Origin of the sequence: Sphingomonas caeni (genome assembly GCF_026013415.1) — a bacterium.
In the GTDB taxonomy this organism is placed as follows: domain Bacteria; phylum Pseudomonadota; class Alphaproteobacteria; order Sphingomonadales; family Sphingomonadaceae; genus Sphingomonas; species Sphingomonas caeni.
Genome location: NZ_JAPDOK010000009.1, coordinates 65,673 through 80,247, shown reverse-complemented (window position 1 = coordinate 80,247; position 14,575 = coordinate 65,673). Strand labels below are relative to the sequence as shown.

The 14,575-nt window shown below is 66.1% G+C and carries 17 protein-coding genes and 1 tRNA gene; 6 read left to right on the top strand and 12 right to left on the bottom strand.

What is annotated here, in order from left to right; all coding sequences use genetic code 11:
- Positions 1 to 98 precede the first annotated feature (98 nt).
- From hfq to OF829_RS18120, 4 genes are read left to right on the top strand one after another with little or no spacing between them, the layout of a single operon-like run.
- The gene (hfq, locus tag OF829_RS18135; RefSeq protein ID WP_264941576.1) at positions 99 to 596 is read left to right on the top strand and encodes an RNA chaperone Hfq; all 498 of its coding nucleotides are present in this window, start codon (positions 99 to 101) and stop codon (positions 594 to 596) included.
- A 9-nt stretch (positions 597 to 605) separates the two neighbouring features.
- Positions 606 to 1,895 (top strand): GTPase HflX, encoded by a 1,290-nt coding sequence (gene hflX / locus OF829_RS18130; protein ID WP_264941575.1) that lies wholly within the window; start codon positions 606 to 608, stop codon positions 1,893 to 1,895.
- A complete protein-coding gene (locus tag OF829_RS18125; RefSeq protein ID WP_264941574.1) occupies positions 1,870 to 2,523 on the top strand; it encodes a YdcF family protein in 654 nt (217 codons plus the stop codon). The genes hflX and OF829_RS18125 overlap by 26 nt, the downstream gene beginning before the upstream one ends.
- Before the next feature lie 33 nt (positions 2,524 to 2,556).
- Positions 2,557 to 3,279 (top strand): DUF4336 domain-containing protein, encoded by a 723-nt coding sequence (locus OF829_RS18120; protein WP_264941573.1) that lies wholly within the window; start codon positions 2,557 to 2,559, stop codon positions 3,277 to 3,279.
- On the opposite strand, the gene mazG is transcribed toward OF829_RS18120, so the two are convergent.
- From mazG to OF829_RS18070, 10 genes are all read right to left on the bottom strand, one after another.
- Positions 3,276 to 4,004 (bottom strand): nucleoside triphosphate pyrophosphohydrolase, encoded by a 729-nt coding sequence (gene mazG / locus OF829_RS18115; RefSeq protein ID WP_264941655.1) that lies wholly within the window; start codon positions 4,002 to 4,004, stop codon positions 3,276 to 3,278. The genes OF829_RS18120 and mazG overlap by 4 nt on opposite strands.
- Positions 4,005 to 4,115: 111 nt before the next feature.
- Positions 4,116 to 4,313, bottom strand: a complete 198-nt coding sequence (locus OF829_RS18110) for a hypothetical protein (RefSeq protein WP_264941572.1) — start codon at positions 4,311 to 4,313, stop codon at positions 4,116 to 4,118.
- Complete coding sequence (locus OF829_RS18105) at positions 4,310 to 5,074, bottom strand: MBL fold metallo-hydrolase (protein ID WP_264941571.1); 765 nt, start codon at positions 5,072 to 5,074, stop codon at positions 4,310 to 4,312. Before OF829_RS18105 ends, OF829_RS18110 begins: the two co-directional genes overlap by 4 nt.
- Positions 5,071 to 5,850, bottom strand: a complete 780-nt coding sequence (locus OF829_RS18100) for a TatD family hydrolase (RefSeq protein WP_264941570.1) — start codon at positions 5,848 to 5,850, stop codon at positions 5,071 to 5,073. Before OF829_RS18100 ends, OF829_RS18105 begins: the two co-directional genes overlap by 4 nt.
- Before the next feature lie 10 nt (positions 5,851 to 5,860).
- Positions 5,861 to 7,426: a methionine--tRNA ligase gene (metG, locus tag OF829_RS18095; RefSeq protein ID WP_264941569.1), complete on the bottom strand. Its 1,566-nt coding sequence runs from the start codon at positions 7,424 to 7,426 to the stop codon at positions 5,861 to 5,863.
- 51 nt (positions 7,427 to 7,477) lie between these two features.
- On the bottom strand, positions 7,478 to 7,735 hold the full coding sequence (locus tag OF829_RS18090) for a hypothetical protein (protein ID WP_264941568.1): 258 nt from the start codon (positions 7,733 to 7,735) through the stop codon (positions 7,478 to 7,480).
- Positions 7,736 to 7,901: 166 nt separating this feature from the next.
- Positions 7,902 to 8,888 carry an AAA family ATPase gene (locus OF829_RS18085; RefSeq protein ID WP_264941567.1) on the bottom strand — a complete coding sequence of 329 codons (987 nt, stop codon included), beginning with the start codon at positions 8,886 to 8,888 and terminating at the stop codon, positions 7,902 to 7,904.
- A 146-nt stretch (positions 8,889 to 9,034) separates the two neighbouring features.
- Positions 9,035 to 10,198 (bottom strand): D-alanyl-D-alanine carboxypeptidase family protein, encoded by a 1,164-nt coding sequence (locus tag OF829_RS18080; RefSeq protein WP_264941566.1) that lies wholly within the window; start codon positions 10,196 to 10,198, stop codon positions 9,035 to 9,037.
- 33 nt (positions 10,199 to 10,231) lie between these two features.
- Complete coding sequence (locus OF829_RS18075; protein ID WP_264941565.1) at positions 10,232 to 11,260, bottom strand: SPOR domain-containing protein; 1,029 nt, start codon at positions 11,258 to 11,260, stop codon at positions 10,232 to 10,234.
- Positions 11,261 to 11,297: 37 nt separating this feature from the next.
- Positions 11,298 to 12,347 carry a lytic murein transglycosylase gene (locus OF829_RS18070; RefSeq protein WP_264941564.1) on the bottom strand — a complete coding sequence of 350 codons (1,050 nt, stop codon included), beginning with the start codon at positions 12,345 to 12,347 and terminating at the stop codon, positions 11,298 to 11,300.
- Between the two features lie 95 nt (positions 12,348 to 12,442).
- Between OF829_RS18070 and OF829_RS18065 the strand changes: the two genes are divergently transcribed.
- Together OF829_RS18065 and OF829_RS18060 are read left to right on the top strand one after the other, a co-directional pair.
- Complete coding sequence (locus OF829_RS18065) at positions 12,443 to 12,874, top strand: DUF4440 domain-containing protein (RefSeq protein WP_264941563.1); 432 nt, start codon at positions 12,443 to 12,445, stop codon at positions 12,872 to 12,874.
- 44 nt (positions 12,875 to 12,918) lie between these two features.
- Positions 12,919 to 13,008 (top strand) — tRNA-Ser (locus OF829_RS18060).
- 7 nt (positions 13,009 to 13,015) lie between these two features.
- On the opposite strand, the gene OF829_RS18055 is transcribed toward OF829_RS18060, so the two are convergent.
- Positions 13,016 to 13,381 carry a response regulator gene (locus OF829_RS18055; RefSeq protein WP_264941562.1) on the bottom strand — a complete coding sequence of 122 codons (366 nt, stop codon included), beginning with the start codon at positions 13,379 to 13,381 and terminating at the stop codon, positions 13,016 to 13,018.
- Between the two features lie 67 nt (positions 13,382 to 13,448).
- Positions 13,449 to 14,489 carry a sensor histidine kinase gene (locus OF829_RS18050; protein WP_264941561.1) on the bottom strand — a complete coding sequence of 347 codons (1,041 nt, stop codon included), beginning with the start codon at positions 14,487 to 14,489 and terminating at the stop codon, positions 13,449 to 13,451.
- Positions 14,490 to 14,575: the final 86 nt, after the last annotated feature.

Sequence of the window (14,575 nt, the reverse complement as noted above, 5' to 3'; positions counted from 1 at the left end):
CGGACGCGCGGAAACCCTAGATTGCTGCCGCACGCCAACCATGGCGCGACTCCGACGCCGGGAAACGGCGCCCCGCGGGACAAAACCCGCCAATAAAGATGGAGGCTGAAATGGCCGACAAGCAGACGTCGCTTCAGGACCTGTTCCTGAATTCGCTGCGCCGCTCGAAGGTCCCGGTGACGATGTTCCTCGTGAAGGGGGTCAAGTTGCAGGGGATTGTGACCTGGTTCGACAATTTCTCCGTACTGCTCCGGCGCGACGGCCAGTCGCAGCTGATCTACAAGCATGCGATCTCCACCGTGATGCCCTCGGGACCGGTCGATCTGCAGCAGCTTTTGGACCAGGTAGGAGAATATCAGGCCAAGAACCCGGTTTTACAGGAAATTTTCCTGAATGCCGTGCGCAAGGGGCAGGAGAATGTGACGATGTTCCTCGTGAACGGCGTCATGCTCCAGGGCCAGATCGCGGCGTTCGACCTGTTCTGCATGCTGCTCCAGCGCGAGGGCATGGCGCAATTGGTCTATAAGCACGCCGTCTCGACCATCCAGCCGGCGCACCCGCTGAACCTCGCCGAGGAACAGAACGGCGACGACTAAGGCACTGAAATGAGTACCGGTTTTGAGAGAGACGCCGGCGAGTTCGCTCGCGGGGCGCAGGCGGTGATCGTCTATCCCGATACGGGCGGCAGCTCGCGGGATGCCGACGCGCGCCTGGAGGAAACCGCGGGGCTCGCCATGGCGATCGGGGTCGAAGTGCGCGAAAAGGTCGCGCTTCGCCTCCGCCAGCCCAAGGCGGGGACGCTGATCGGATCGGGGCAGGTGGAGGCGCTCGCCGAGACAGTGCGCGACCGCGAACTCGATCTCGCAGTGTTCGACGCCGCGCTGACCCCGATCCAGCAGCGCAACCTCGAAACCGCACTCGGCTGCAAGGTGATCGACCGCACCGGCCTCATCCTCGAAATCTTCGGCGAGCGCGCGCGCACCGCCGAGGGGCGGCTCCAGGTTGAGCTCGCGCATCTCGACTATCAGGCCGGCCGCCTCGTACGCAGCTGGACCCATCTCGAGCGCCAGCGCGGCGGCTTCGGTTTTCTGGGCGGCCCGGGCGAAACCCAGATCGAGGCCGACCGCCGCCTGATCCGCGACCGCATGGCGCGCCTCCGCCGCGAGCTCGACCAGGTCAGCCGCACCCGCGCGCTGCACCGCGACCGGCGCCAGCGCGCGCCCTGGCCGGTGATCGCGCTGGTCGGCTACACCAACGCCGGAAAATCCACGCTTTTCAATCGCCTGACCGGTGCTGACGTCATGGCGGAGAACCTGCTCTTCGCGACGCTCGATCCCACGCTGCGCCAGATCGCGCTGCCGGGGATCGACAAGGCGATCCTTTCCGACACGGTGGGGTTCGTCTCCGAGCTGCCCACACAGCTGGTCGCCGCCTTCAAGGCGACGCTCGAGGAAGTGGTCGCGGCCGATCTGCTGATCCATGTCCGCGACATCGCGCATCCCGACAGCGAGGCGCAGCGCGCCGATGTCGAGAAGGTGCTCGCCGAGATCGGCGTCGCGCCCGAAACGCCGCGGTTCGAGGCGTGGAACAAGCTCGACCTGCTCGATGACGAGCGCCGCACCGAAGCGATGGCGGAAGCCGCGAAGCGCGAGGACGTGGTCGCGCTCTCGGCCTGGACCGGGGAAGGAGTGGAAGCGCTCACCGAAGCCGTCGCCGCGCGCCTCACCGAGGGCCATCGCCGCTACACGATCGCGCTCGATCCCGCCGACGGGGCAGGCGCCGCCTGGCTGCATCAGCATGGCGAAGTGGTCGAGCATTGGGTCGAGGACGACCGTGCGCTATATGAGGTACGGATGGCCCCGCGGGACTATGAGCGATTTGAGCAGCGTCACTGACGAGGATTCGCTCGACCGCGAGCTGACGCGGCAGATGCTCGGCACGGTGTGGCGCGTGCTACGCTGGCCCTTGCTGCTGCTCGGCCTGTTGCTCGGGTGGCTGCTCTATCTGGTCGCCTCGATCATGATCATCGGCGGCCAGCATTCGACCCGCACCGCCGATGTCGGGATCGTGCTCGGCGCCGGCGTGACCAACGGCAAGCCCTCGGCGCCGTTCGTCGCGCGGATCGACTATGCGGTCCAGCTATACAAGGCGGGGAGGGTGCGCCGCCTGCTGATGAGCGGCGGCCCGATCATGGGCCAGCGCGAGGAGGCGCTGGTGGGCCGCGACCGCGCGATGGCGCTCGGCGTGCCGGCCGATGCGATCCTGATCGAACCCAAATCCTGGACCACCTATCTCAACTTCGTCGAATCGAAGCAGGTGATGGACGCCAACGGCGCCACCACCGCGCTGGTGATCACCGAGCCGTTTCACATGATGCGATCGCTCAGGATGGCCCGGGATCTGGGTATGAACGTCCAGGGCGAACCGACGCCCCGGAGCTTCTACCGGACGTTCAGCCAGCGTTACCGCTTCATCGCCAGTGAGCTGTTCCTCTACCTCTATTATCTCCGCTACGGCCGCTGAGAACCCTTTCGGGGCGCCGCGGGTTGTGCCCCCGTGGCAAAATTCAACACCGAATGGACCGTCGGTCCGCATGGCCCCCTTGAACGGCTCGACGATGGGCTGGCGACCGTCGCGGGCGAGATCGTGATGCCGCTCGGCCGCTTCCCCCGCCGGATGACCGTGGTGGCGCTGTCGGGCAATCGCGTGGCGATCTGGAGTGCGATCCCCTTGCGCGAGCCCCAAATGGCCGAGATCGAGGCGATGGGGGAGGTCGCCTTCCTGATCGTGCCCGGCGTCGCCCACCGGCTCGATATCGTGCCGTGGAAGGCCCGCTATCCCGGCGCGCGCGTGCTGTGCTCGCCGGGCGCGACCAAGGCGGTGGAGGAGGCGGCTCTCGTTGATGCGACCTGCGACGTGCTTGAGGATCCCGCAGTCCGCTTCGAAACGCCGGGGGGCGTGGGCGGGATGGAATCGGCGCTGATGGTGCGGCGTGAGGGGGGCGCAACGCTGCTGCTCAACGATATCCTCGCCAATGTCCGCCATCCGCACGGGCTGGGCGCACAGATCATGGCCCGCCTGTTCGGCTTTGGCGTCAAGCGGCCGCAAACGCCCTGGGTCGTCAAGCGCAGGATGGTGAAGGATGCTGCGGCGCTCGCAGCCGATTTCCGCCGATGGGCCGCCGAGCCGGATCTCAGGCGGATCATCGTCAGCCATGGCGACGTGCTCTCCCAGGCTCCGCGCGCAGTGCTCGAACGGGTGGCAAACGACCTGGGTTAGGCGCGTTTGACCTGCTGCCAGAGTTGCTCCTGAGCATCGAGATCGAGGCTCGCGAAATTCTCGTCGGCAGCCTCCATCGCCTTGAAACGGCGTTCGAACTTGCTGTTGGCCGCGCGTAGCGCCGCCTCGGGATCGATGCCGAGCTTGCGCGCCCAATTGACCACCGCGAACAGCAGGTCGCCAATCTCTTCCGCGATTTCCTCGGGCGGCGCCGCTTCGACCTCGGCCAGCTCCTCGTCGATCTTCGCCCGCGCGCCGCTGGGATCGGGCCAGTCGAAACCGGTACGGGCGGCGCGTTTCTGAAGCTTTTCGGCGCGGAGCAGGGCGGGGAGGCCGATCGCCACCCCGTCAAGCGCGCTCACCGCCCCCTTGGCCCCCCGCTCTTCGGCCTTGATTTGTTCCCACAGATGATGGCCGCCCTCGGCGCGGCCGAGGAAGATGTGTGGGTGGCGGCGCTCCATCTTGTCGCTGATCGCGCCCGCGACATCGCTCAGATCGAACGCGCCGGCTTCCTCGGCCATGCGGGCGTGGAACACCACCTGGAGCAGCAGATCGCCAAGCTCGTCCTTCAGATCGGCCATGTCGCCGCGCTCACAGGCATCGGCAACCTCATAGGCTTCCTCGATCGTGTAGGGCGCGATCGTCGCGAAGGTCTGGACCGTATCCCATTCGCAGCCGCTCACCGGATCGCGCAACCGCGCCATGATCTCCACGAGACGATCCATATTGGGGGTGGCGATATCGGGGTGGGTCACGCGGGAGGGCCCTTTCGCGGCTGATCCATTGGAACGATAATATACATTATGTAAAATATAGAGCAGGAGGATGGAGCCCCCTCATGGCGCTACCCCCAGGAAATCGCCGATTTCCTGACGATAAACCGCGATCACCGTGATGACGAGGATGATCGCCGCCCAGATCGCGGCAGACCGGATCACGAAGCTCGTGGTGAAGCGCTGAGAGCGCAGGCTCGCGACCACCAGCACCAGCGCCCCGAGCAGCCCGATGAGCGACGCGAGCTGCCAGTCGCTCATGGCGTCAGCTCCAGCCCGTCATGCCCGGGCTCGACGCCTGCCGGCAATCCTGCCGCGAGCGTCGCGAAATCCATCGACTGATCCATATGGACGAGCACCGCGCGCTTTGGTGCCAGCTCTCTGATCCACTCCAGCGTGGAGGCCAGATTGGGATGCGTCGGATGCGGTTCCACGCGCAGCGCATCGACGATCCACAGGTCGAGCCCCATGTAGAGCGTGCGCATGGCGCTCGTCATTTCATGAAAGTCTGTCGCATAACCGATTGATTTTCCGTTATGCTCGAAGCGCAATCCAGCGGATGTGATGCCGCCATGGGGCTGATCGGCAACGCGGATGGTGATGTCACCAATGGTGAGGCTGTCAGGCAGCAACTCCCCCGCCACCGTCGGCCGATAGCCGGCCCGGCCGTGAAAGGCATAGGCGAAGCGGAGTTGGAGCTGCTCGAGCGCGAAGCTGCGCGCAAGGCCGCGAACCGCATGGCCCCTGAAATGCATGATCTGCCGCAGATCGTCGATGCCATGGCAGTGATCGGCGTGGTCATGGGTCCAGATCACGGCGTCGATATCTGCCACGTCCGCCGCGAGCAGCTGTTCGCGCATGTCCGGGCTGGTATCGATCAGGATGCGCGTCGTCCCGGTCCAGACGAGGATCGAGGCTCGGCTGCGGCGGTTGCGCGGGTCGCCGGGGTCGCAGGCGCCCCAGTCATTGCCGATCCTCGGGACGCCCGAGGATGTCCCGGAGCCGAGGATGCGGACCCTCATGCTCGCGTCTTTGCAAACAAGCTGTGGAAATTGCCGCGCGTCGCCTCGGCGAGCGCATCAGGGTCCTCGCCGCGCAGATTCGCCAGGAAACGGCAGGTATCGGCGACGAAAGCCGGCTCCCCTGTCCTTCCCCGGTGCGGCACCGGCGCCAGGAAGGGCGAGTCGGTCTCGATCAGCAGCCGCTCGAGCGGCAGGCGCGCGGCGGTTTCCTGCAGATCCCTGGCGTTCTTGAAGGTCACGATGCCCGAGATCGAGATATAAAATCCCAATTCCAATGCGATATCGGCAAATTCTCCGCTCGCGGTGAAGCAGTGGATGACGCCGGGAAAGGCCCCCTTCCCCAGTTCGTCGCGCAGAATTTCGGCGGTATCCGCCTCGGCATCGCGGGTGTGGACGATGATCGGCAGCCCGGTTTCGCGCGAGGCGGCGCAGTGGGCGCGGAAGCTGGCGCGTTGACGATCGCGATCCGAATGGTCGTAATAATAATCGAGCCCGGATTCGCCGATCCCGACCACGCGCGGATGCGCCGCGCGTTCGATGAGCTTGGCGGCATCCACATCGGGATGCTCATCGGCCTCGTGCGGGTGGATGCCGACGCTCGCCCAGATATCCGGCTCGCGCTCGGCCAGGCCGATCACCTCGTCCCATTCGCGCTCGCGGATCGAGATGTTGAGCATCGCCTCCACGCCGGTTTCGCGGGCGCGCGCGATCACCTGGGCCTGTTCCTCGACCAGCCCCTTGTAATTCAAATGGCAGTGGCTGTCGGCCAGTCTCATTTTCTTGGCCTCATGCCTCTTCCGTCGCTTGGAGCTCCAGGCGCGGGAACAGCGCCACGGGCTGCGCGAGGCGGAAGCCGCTGCCGTCGGCAAGTGGGGAATACCAGTGCGAAGCGATACCTTGGGGCGTGCGCAGCGACGGGTCGACGCCCATCCGGTCGAGCAAAATGTTCGCGCTGCCCGGGATCACCGGCAGGATGCCGACCGCGAGCTGGGCGATGCAGATGTAGAGCGTGGCGAGCACGGTCTCCATCCGCGCGGGATCGGTCTTCTTGAGCGCCCAGGGCGCCTGTTCGTCGATATAGGCGTTGCAGGCGAACACCGCCTGCATCCAGGCCTCGACGGCCTGGCTGAGCGCGAGTTCCTCGAAGGCGGCAGGCATCGTCTCGCGCACCGTCTTGCCGACCAGCTCGAACAGCGCATTGTCGGCATCGCCGTGCCCGTGGATCTCCGGCAGCGCCGCATCGCAATTCTTGAAGATCTGCGCGAGCGTGCGCTGGGCCAGATTGCCGAAGCTGTTCGAGAGATCGGCATTCGCCCGGGTGACGATCGCCTCGTCGCTGAACGTCCCATCATTGCCGAAACCGACGTCGCGCAGCAGGAAATAGCGCAGCGCATCGACGCCGTAGAGTTCGGCCAGCGCCATCGGATCGACGACATTGCCCGTCGATTTGGACATTTTCTCCCCGCGATTGAGCAGGAAGCCATGGCCGAACACCTGCCTGGGCAGCGGCAGGCCGGCGGACATCAGGAAGGCCGGCCAATAGACGGCGTGGAAGCGGACGATGTCCTTGCCGATCAAATGGAGATCGGCGGGCCACCATTTTGCGAACTCCTGGGGCCGGTCGGGATAGCCCGCGCCGGTGATGTAATTGGTCAGCGCATCGACCCAGACATACATGACGTGCCCAGGCGAGCCCGGCACCGGCACGCCCCAATCGAAGCTGGTACGGCTGACCGAGAGATCGACGAGACCGCCCTCGACGAAGCGCATGACCTCGTTGCGGCGGCTCTCGGGCCGAATGAAATCGGGCTGGCTCGCATAGAGATCGAGCAAGGGCTGCTGATATTTCGAAAGCTTGAAGAACCAGGTCTCCTCGGCGGTCCATTCCACCGGCGTGCCCTGGGGCGAGAGCTTCTGCCCCCCTTCCCCGTCGGTCAGCTCCTTTTCCTCGTAAAAGGCCTCGTCGCGGACCGAATACCAGCCTTCGTAGCGATCGAGATACAGGTCGCCCGCGGCCTCCATCGCCTTCCAGATGGCCTGGCTGGCGGCATAATGCTCCGCCTCCACGGTGCGGATGAAGCGATCGTAGGAGATGTCGAGCGTATCGGCCATCACATGGAAATGGCTCGACATTTCGTCGGCGAGCTGGCGCGGGGTGATGCCGCGGTCGCGCGCGGTCTGTGCCATTTTGAGGCCGTGCTCGTCGGTGCCCGTCTGGAAGCGGACCTCGCGGCCCGCCTGACGCTGGAAGCGCGCGATCGCGTCGGCCGCGATCATCTCATAGGCGTGGCCGATATGCGGGCGGCCATTGGGATAATGGATCGCGGTGGTGATGTAGTAAGGCCGGGACATGGCGCGGCTTTAGGGGAATGCCCTCCCAGTGAGAAGGGCCGATTCCTGCGTTCAGAACCCCTCGAGCACCGTCTCGCCGCGGCGGACGCGCATCGGTTCCCAGGGCTTGTGCTCGCGCTGATACGATGCGGGGCGCCAATCATCGGCGCGTTCGCGCGCGGCAAGCTCGTGCAATTCTGCCAGCGCGAGGTGCGCGGCGCGCGCGGCGACGCACCAGGCATCGCCGGCGAGACGGCGCTCGTTGTTCGCACGCTCGAGATGGTGCGAGTAATCACTGATACGGCGCAAGCGCTCGGAATGATCGCTCATGACGACCCCCCTGATTGATCCAGATCAGTGTTTGTACTTAAGGGCGTAAACGAAGCGTAAATATACGTAAATTTGCAAAGATATTGCCTGACAACGCTTGCCAATTGTAAGTAATCGCCATAAACTCTTGCAAATCAGGGCGCCCGTTACGGCATCGTAACAAAAGTCAAGCCCGACTCGATAGCCTGGCTATTAACCCGCTCATCTCGAAAACCGTTGCTCCGGCATCGAGAGAAAGGCCCAAAGCGGATGCAGCGAGTTCGCGTGCGGACTGATAGGCATCGAGCGCGGTGCGCAATCTCTCCCCGTTCAAAGGGCGCGCGCGTTCGGCGATGAAGCTCGGCGCGCGTTCGAGGAACGCCTCGTAGCGCGGCTGCGCGGCCTTGGCGCCAAGCAGCTTGGCCAGGCGGCTGCGAATCGCATTCGAGGCGTCGCCGCGATCGGCGATCGTCACCATGTCCGCCTCCAGCGCGGCCAGATCGAGCCCGGCAAAGCCGAGCGCGCGGCCGGGAGAGCCCTCCCCTGCCCGCACCAGCGCCTCGATCTCGATCGCGGTGGCATCGGGGAGTTCGGCGCGGAGCACGGCGGCGACATCGGCGGCGGCGAGCGGATCGAAGCGCAACAGCCGGCAGCGCGAGCGGATCGTGGGGAGCAGCCGGCCCGGGGCATGGCTGATCAGCAGGAAGATCGTCCCCTGCGGCGGCTCCTCGAGCACCTTGAGCAGCGCGTTGGCGGCACCCGGCCGCTCGACCTCATCGATCGAATCGATCACCACGACGCGGCGCTGCGAGAGCGACGGCTTGGTGGTGAAACTGGCGATCAAGCTGCGTACCTGCGCGATCGGGATCGAGCGGGCGAGCCCCTGCTCGGGCTTGTCGGCATCCTTGGGCAGCCGAACGAGTTCGCGATAATCGGGGTGCGACCCGGCGGCGAAGAGATGCGCAGCCTGGCTGCTCTCGGGCACGTCCCAACCGGGCTTCAGCGCCTGCGGTTCCGCCGCCTCGGCGAGCATGCGCAGCGCCGCCTGACGCGCGAAGCTGGCCTTGCCCACACCCTCGGGCCCCGCGAGCAGCCAAGCATGGTGCAGCGCGCCCGATTCCATTGCGGCGGCGAGCGCGGCTTGTGCCTGGGTGTTGCCGATAAGGGTGGTCATGCGCCTACCCTAGAACGGGACGGGTTCAAGTTGAACTCTCTCCGTCATCCCGGCGAAAGCCGGGACCCAGAGCCACCCAGGCCATCGCTTGCCACCCTGGGTCCCGGCTTTCGCCGGGATGACGTTTTTAGGGTGTGCGCCTAGGCTCAGAGCCCGAACAGTCCCCAGAAGCCCAGCCACGCCCGGCGGAAGAAGCCGGCCTCGCCGACATCGTTCGCCGCCGCCAGCGGAAGCGTCTGGACCATGCCGTCGCCGGTGGTGATGACGAGGTCGGCGACATGGTCGCCCGCCTTGATCGGTGCCTGGAGCGGCCCCTGATAGACGATGCGGCCCTGGAGTGCGGGCGAGGTGCCCGCGGGCACCGCCACCGCCAGGTCGCGCGGGGCGACCAGCGCGACGGTGCTCGATCCGCCGCCCTGGACATTGGCCTCGCCGACGGTGCGGCCCTTGGCCACCACCTTCTGCGCGCTCCACGCGCCGAAGCCCCATTTCATGAACTTGACCGATTCCTCGGCCCGGCCATTGTAGGTGTCGAGCCCGGCGACGACCATGATCAGGCGGCGGCCATTCTGCTCGGCCGATCCGGTGAAGCCGTATCCCGCCTCGTCGGTATGGCCGGTCTTGAGGCCATCGGCGCCCGCCACCTTGCCGAGCAGGGGATCGCGGTTCTGCTGGGTGATGTCGGCACCCGCGCCGAGCGTCTTGCCCCAGCTATAGCTCGTGATCGAGTAGTACTGCTTGTAGAGGTCGGGGAACTCACGGATCGTCGCCGCTGCCAGCGTCGCGAGGTCGCGCGCGGTGACATAGGTGCGGCCCTCGTCGGGCCAGCCGTTCGAGGTGCCGAAATTGCTGTTGGCGAGGCCCAGCTTCTTCGCCTGCTGGTTCATCAGCACGGTGAACGCCTGCTCGTTGCCCGCAATGCCCTCGGCCAGCACGACGCAGGCGTCGTTGCCCGATAGCGTGACGATGCCCTTGAGCAGGTCCGACACGGTCGGCTTCTCGCCGACGCCGAGGAACATGGTCGAGCCCTGTGAGTGCCATTTCTTCCAGGTCTCGGGGCTGACCTCCATCGGCTGGTCGAGCCGAATCTTGCCCTGCTTGATCAGGTCGAACGCGACATAGACCGTCATCATCTTCGCCATCGAGGCGGGCGGCATGCGGCGATCGGCATCCTTGGCGAACAGCACCGTGCCCGAGCTGAGATCGATCATGTACGCGATCGGCGCGGGGGTCTCGAAGACCGGGGTGGCCGCCTGGAGCGGGGTGGCAAGCGAGAAAGCGAGGAGCGACGCGGCGATAAGCTTCTTCATGGGGCCTCGAACGGTGAGATTACGCGGGTCGAATCAGTTCTGGGTGATGACTCGCGCATCTCCATAGCCGCGCCGGGCCGCCTCTGCACGCGCTGCCTGCGCCTCGCCCGCCGAGCGATAGGGGCCCATCTGCACGCGGTAGAGCCCGCCGCCGGGGCGGACGAACCCGCCAAGGCTCTGGGCAAGGCCGTTGGCATTGGCCTGGTTCGAAAAGGCGCCGACCTGGACATAGAAGCCCGCGCCGCGCGGACCCGCGGCGGGGCGTGCCGGCGCTGCGGCGGGACGGCCATGGGTGGGCGATGCCGCCGCCACGGTGGCGGCCGGGAGTTGCTTGCGCAGCGCATTGAGCAGCACCGGCGGCGTATCGGGGCGGTCGCCCGCGGGCTGGCCCGCCAAGAGCGCGGCCTGATCGGGGCCGGTCGGGTTGACCGAGCGGATGCGCACCGGGATTTGCGCGCTGCTGCTGCCGAGCAGCCGCGCCGCGGCGGGCGAGAGATCGGCGAGGTGATCGGCGCCCTCCATCGTGCCGGTGACCAAGACGATGATCGTCTTGCCCGTTTCGAGCGAGGTCACCTCGACGAAGCTTCCCGCGGGCAGATTGCGGTGGACCGCGACGACCGAGCCATTGTCGTTGCCGGAAACGCCGCGAACGCCGGCATAGCCGACCTCGTCATGGCGCTGCGACGCGCCCGAACCCGAGGTACTGGCGGGACCGGCCGCGCCGGCGGTGGGATCGGGATAGCCCTCCTGCTGCTGGGGCTGGGGCTGGGCACGATAGGTTTGCCGCGGTTGGGGCTGATAGGCCTGTTGCTGCGGCGCCGGACGGTCATAGCCCGTATCGGGGCGCTCATAGCCGGCGCCCGGAGGAGCGCCCGCGGTCGCCTGATACGGATCGGGCTGCGCCTGCGGCGTGTAGCCGTTCTGCGGCGCCTGCTGATAGGTGCCCTGCTGCGGCCGTGCCTGGCCGTCGCGGCCATCGCCGCCCCAGCTCTGCGCGGCGATCGAACCCTGCCCGCCGGCAGGCTCCAGCCCGGCGTTCGAATAGCCACCATGTCCGCCCATGCAGCCTGCAAGGAGGAGGAAAAGGGGTGTAAAGGCGCTAGCGTTCCACTTCATCGGCTAGGAGACCTACCGACAAAGCGTAAAAATTTGAGCAATTATAATCGAGGATCACGCGATAATTGCTGGTGAGCAGATAGGCGGGCTTTCCCGGACCGTCGGGCTCGAGGAGCGTGGCCTGCACACTCGGGTCGGGCCAGGCTCGGCTGGTGGCGACCAGACCCAGCGCGCGCCATTCGGCGATCGACTTCCACTGGCTGTGGCGCTCATGGACGCGCGGGCAGCGCGGCGCGGTCGTCCGGCTCCTGATCGCATCGCGGTTGAGGGTGTCGGGAACGCTGACCGCGAGCCCCCAGGGCTGGCCCTTGCGCCACCCGGCATCGACGAAATAGGCGGCGATCGAGGTCAGCGTGTCCGCCTCACTCGACCAGATATCGGCCAGCCCGTCGCCATCGCCATCGCGTGCGAGGCGCAGATAGACGGAAGGGAGGAATTGCGGGCCGCCGAACGCCCCTGCCCAGCTCCCCACCAGCTTCTCGCGCGGCACGCCGCGGTCGATCATCTTGAGCGTCGCGATGAACTCGCCCGCGAACAGATCGCGCCGCCGCCCCTCATAGGCGAGGCTGGCGAGGCTGCGCGGCAGATCGAAGCTGCCCATGATCGTGCCGTAATTGGTCTCGTGCCCCCAGATCGCGACCATGACCGATTCGGGGACGCCGGTGTCCGCCTCGATCTTCTGTAGCCGCCAGCGCTGGCGCTGATAGGCGGCGCGGCCGCGCTGGATGCGATCGGTGTCGACATGCTGGCGGCGATAGGGTTCGAACGCCGGGATCGGCGCATTGGGGCGGCTCTCGGGCTGCTGCCGGTCGAGCTCGACGACGCGCGGATTGAAGGTGAGCGTGGGGATGACGAGATCGATCGTCCGCCGGCTCACCCCGGCATCGGCCGCCTGGCGCGCGAGCGTGGGAAGATAGGCCTGGAACCCCTGCTCGCTCTCCTGCGCCCCCGCCGAGGCGCCGCCGAGCGCGGCCACGGCCAGTGCCAGCACGATGGCGCTCACGCGACGCGAAACGATACCCGGAACCCGCATGGCCTCACTCTGCCATAGAAGCCCATACGGACAAGCCCCAAAGCCGCCATTTACCAACAATAAGATGCGTCGCGGCGCGGATGAGGGAGGATGATATGAGCTGGACGCTGGCGGCGGTGGCGATGGTTGCAGTCCCCGGGGGCGATGCGGTCAATGTCTCATGCGGGGCCGCTCCCGATCTGACCGCGGTCGAGCGTGCCCGCAGCGCCGCGATCGCTGCCCATGACGCGGCCTTTCTCGACAAGCTCTATTCGCCCGATTTCGACGGGAGCATGCGGCCGGGCATGCGGATCGACAAGGCGGGGCTGCTCGCCTTGTTCGCGCGCAACGACGGCAGCGTGGCGTTCGAGCTCGACCAGCTCGAGCCCTTCGCCGCGGGCGACGGCCTTGCCGGGATCCGCGGACGGCTGACGGGGCGGCAGGGCGGCGCGATCGTCCAGCAATCGCGCTTCGTGCACCTCTATCGGCGCTACGATTGCGAATGGCGGGTGATCTACGGCGCCAGCGCGCCCGAGGCGAAAGGCTGAGCCCCTTGCGCAGCGCGCCGTCCGCGGGCTAGCGCACGCGCACCGGAGAGGTGGCCGAGTGGTTTAAGGCAGCGGTCTTGAAAACCGCCGTGGGTGCAAGCTCACCGTGGGTTCGAATCCCACCCTCTCCGCCATGGCGCATCAATGATCCGAGATGACCAATAGCGCGGAAATGGCCACCACCAGCTGGGTGCAGGCGAAGGGTTTGGCGATGATGGTACTCCCCGGCACGCCCTCCGAAGTCCATTCATGCTCGCTGGCTCCGCTGACATAGACCACGGGCAGACCGGCGACCAATCGACGCGCTTCTCTGGCCACCACCCAACCGTCCAGCCCGTCGCCCAGATTCACGTCGGTGATGAGGCCACGCAAGTGGGCGGCGTGCGTAGTCAGCAATTGGACGGCCTGCTCGCCACTCTCGGCGACCAGCAGCTCGAAACCCGCCTCTTCGAGGCTGGCGATCACGGTTTCCTGGATCAGAAATTCGTCTTCGACATAGAGCAGCACGGGGGGTGCCGGATCGGACATAGGGTGCAACTTTCTGGATATTTTCGGGCTGAACGAGCTGCTGCGGTCAAAGTGCCGCCGGCACCTCGTAGTGTACGATAGCCACCCTCGTCCCGGGGCTTGTGTCGGTGACGGTCACCGCGGCGTCGAGCTGCTTGGCAAGGGCATCTACGATACCCGTGCCCAGCCCCGGCTTCCGGGTCGCGTGATCCCCCGGCATGCCGACGCCATTGTCTTCGACGCTGAGCCGCCAACCGGTTGGCTGGGACCAATATTCGACGGTGATCTCCCCCGGCTCGGTCCGTTCCGGAAACGCGTGTTTCAGCGAATTGATGACCAACTCGGTCACGATCAGACCAAGGCTGACCGACACTTCCGAGCTTGTGACGCTTTCATCGACGATGGCGCTGAGCTTCAGCAGCTGATGATCGTAGATCATGGACGCGCCGATGCTGTCGCACAGGTCGGTGAAATAGGTCCGCAGTACCACCTCACCCGCCTTGCTCGCCGCGAGCTGACGCTGGAGCGTCGCAATCGACATCACGCGGTGATGGGCATCCTGCAGATGATTGCGGGCCTCGTCGGATTGCACCTTCCGCGCGCTTTGCATCAGGACGCTGGCAATGATCTGGAGGCTGTTCGCCACCCGGTGCTGAAGTTCCTGCAGCAGGACCTGCTTTTCGCGGACGACATCGTCCTTCAGCTTCTCGGTAAGGCGCGCGTCGGTCACATCCGATACGGCAAGCGCGATCCGGATATCCTCCGATCCGAGATAGTCGAGCCGATGGGCATTGACGACCAGCATCCGTGTTGGCTGGCCCAGGCGGACCAGATCCAATTCATATGCCTTGATCGCCGCATCGCCGGCGACCGTGGCACAAAGGAGCGAACGAAGCTGGGGCAATGCCCATTCGCCCAATCCCAGGCTCGGCAGTTCCGCGCCAACGACCTTGTCGGGATCGAGATCGAAAGCGCTGCAAAATGAGCCGCTGGCGGCCCGGATGACGAGATTGGCGTCGAGGAGCAGAAGCGGCGTTGCCGAGGAGAAGACCAGCGCCATACCGAGGCTGCTGGAAACGTCGTGGGAGATGGGCGTAAAAAATTCCATGGCCGAAGCCTTCGGAAAGCCAGAGGCCCGCGGAACGCGAGCCATACCCGGTAGCAAGTTTTCAGAAGTGCTCCGGCGTTGGGGCG

What these genes read in the sequence shown, in the direction of transcription:
- mazG (WP_264941655.1), bottom strand. Translation starts at nt 4,004, where the DNA reads ATGGATCGTCTCGTGGAGATCATGGCGCGGTTGCGCGATCCGGTGAGC.
- OF829_RS18085 (WP_264941567.1), bottom strand. Translation starts at nt 8,888, where the DNA reads ATGACCACCCTTATCGGCAACACCCAGGCACAAGCCGCGCTCGCCGCC.
- OF829_RS18065 (WP_264941563.1), top strand. Translation starts at nt 12,443, where the DNA reads ATGAGCTGGACGCTGGCGGCGGTGGCGATGGTTGCAGTCCCCGGGGGC.
- OF829_RS18090 (WP_264941568.1), bottom strand. Translation starts at nt 7,735, where the DNA reads ATGAGCGATCATTCCGAGCGCTTGCGCCGTATCAGTGATTACTCGCAC.
- metG (WP_264941569.1), bottom strand. Translation starts at nt 7,426, where the DNA reads ATGTCCCGGCCTTACTACATCACCACCGCGATCCATTATCCCAATGGC.
- OF829_RS18125 (WP_264941574.1), top strand. Translation starts at nt 1,870, where the DNA reads ATGAGCGATTTGAGCAGCGTCACTGACGAGGATTCGCTCGACCGCGAG.
- OF829_RS18080 (WP_264941566.1), bottom strand. Translation starts at nt 10,198, where the DNA reads ATGAAGAAGCTTATCGCCGCGTCGCTCCTCGCTTTCTCGCTTGCCACC.
- OF829_RS18105 (WP_264941571.1), bottom strand. Translation starts at nt 5,074, where the DNA reads ATGAGGGTCCGCATCCTCGGCTCCGGGACATCCTCGGGCGTCCCGAGG.
- OF829_RS18075 (WP_264941565.1), bottom strand. Translation starts at nt 11,260, where the DNA reads ATGGGCGGACATGGTGGCTATTCGAACGCCGGGCTGGAGCCTGCCGGC.
- OF829_RS18100 (WP_264941570.1), bottom strand. Translation starts at nt 5,850, where the DNA reads ATGAGACTGGCCGACAGCCACTGCCATTTGAATTACAAGGGGCTGGTC.
- OF829_RS18070 (WP_264941564.1), bottom strand. Translation starts at nt 12,347, where the DNA reads ATGCGGGTTCCGGGTATCGTTTCGCGTCGCGTGAGCGCCATCGTGCTG.
- hflX (WP_264941575.1), top strand. Translation starts at nt 606, where the DNA reads ATGAGTACCGGTTTTGAGAGAGACGCCGGCGAGTTCGCTCGCGGGGCG.
- hfq (WP_264941576.1), top strand. Translation starts at nt 99, where the DNA reads ATGGAGGCTGAAATGGCCGACAAGCAGACGTCGCTTCAGGACCTGTTC.
- OF829_RS18050 (WP_264941561.1), bottom strand. Translation starts at nt 14,489, where the DNA reads ATGGAATTTTTTACGCCCATCTCCCACGACGTTTCCAGCAGCCTCGGT.
- OF829_RS18110 (WP_264941572.1), bottom strand. Translation starts at nt 4,313, where the DNA reads ATGAGCGACTGGCAGCTCGCGTCGCTCATCGGGCTGCTCGGGGCGCTG.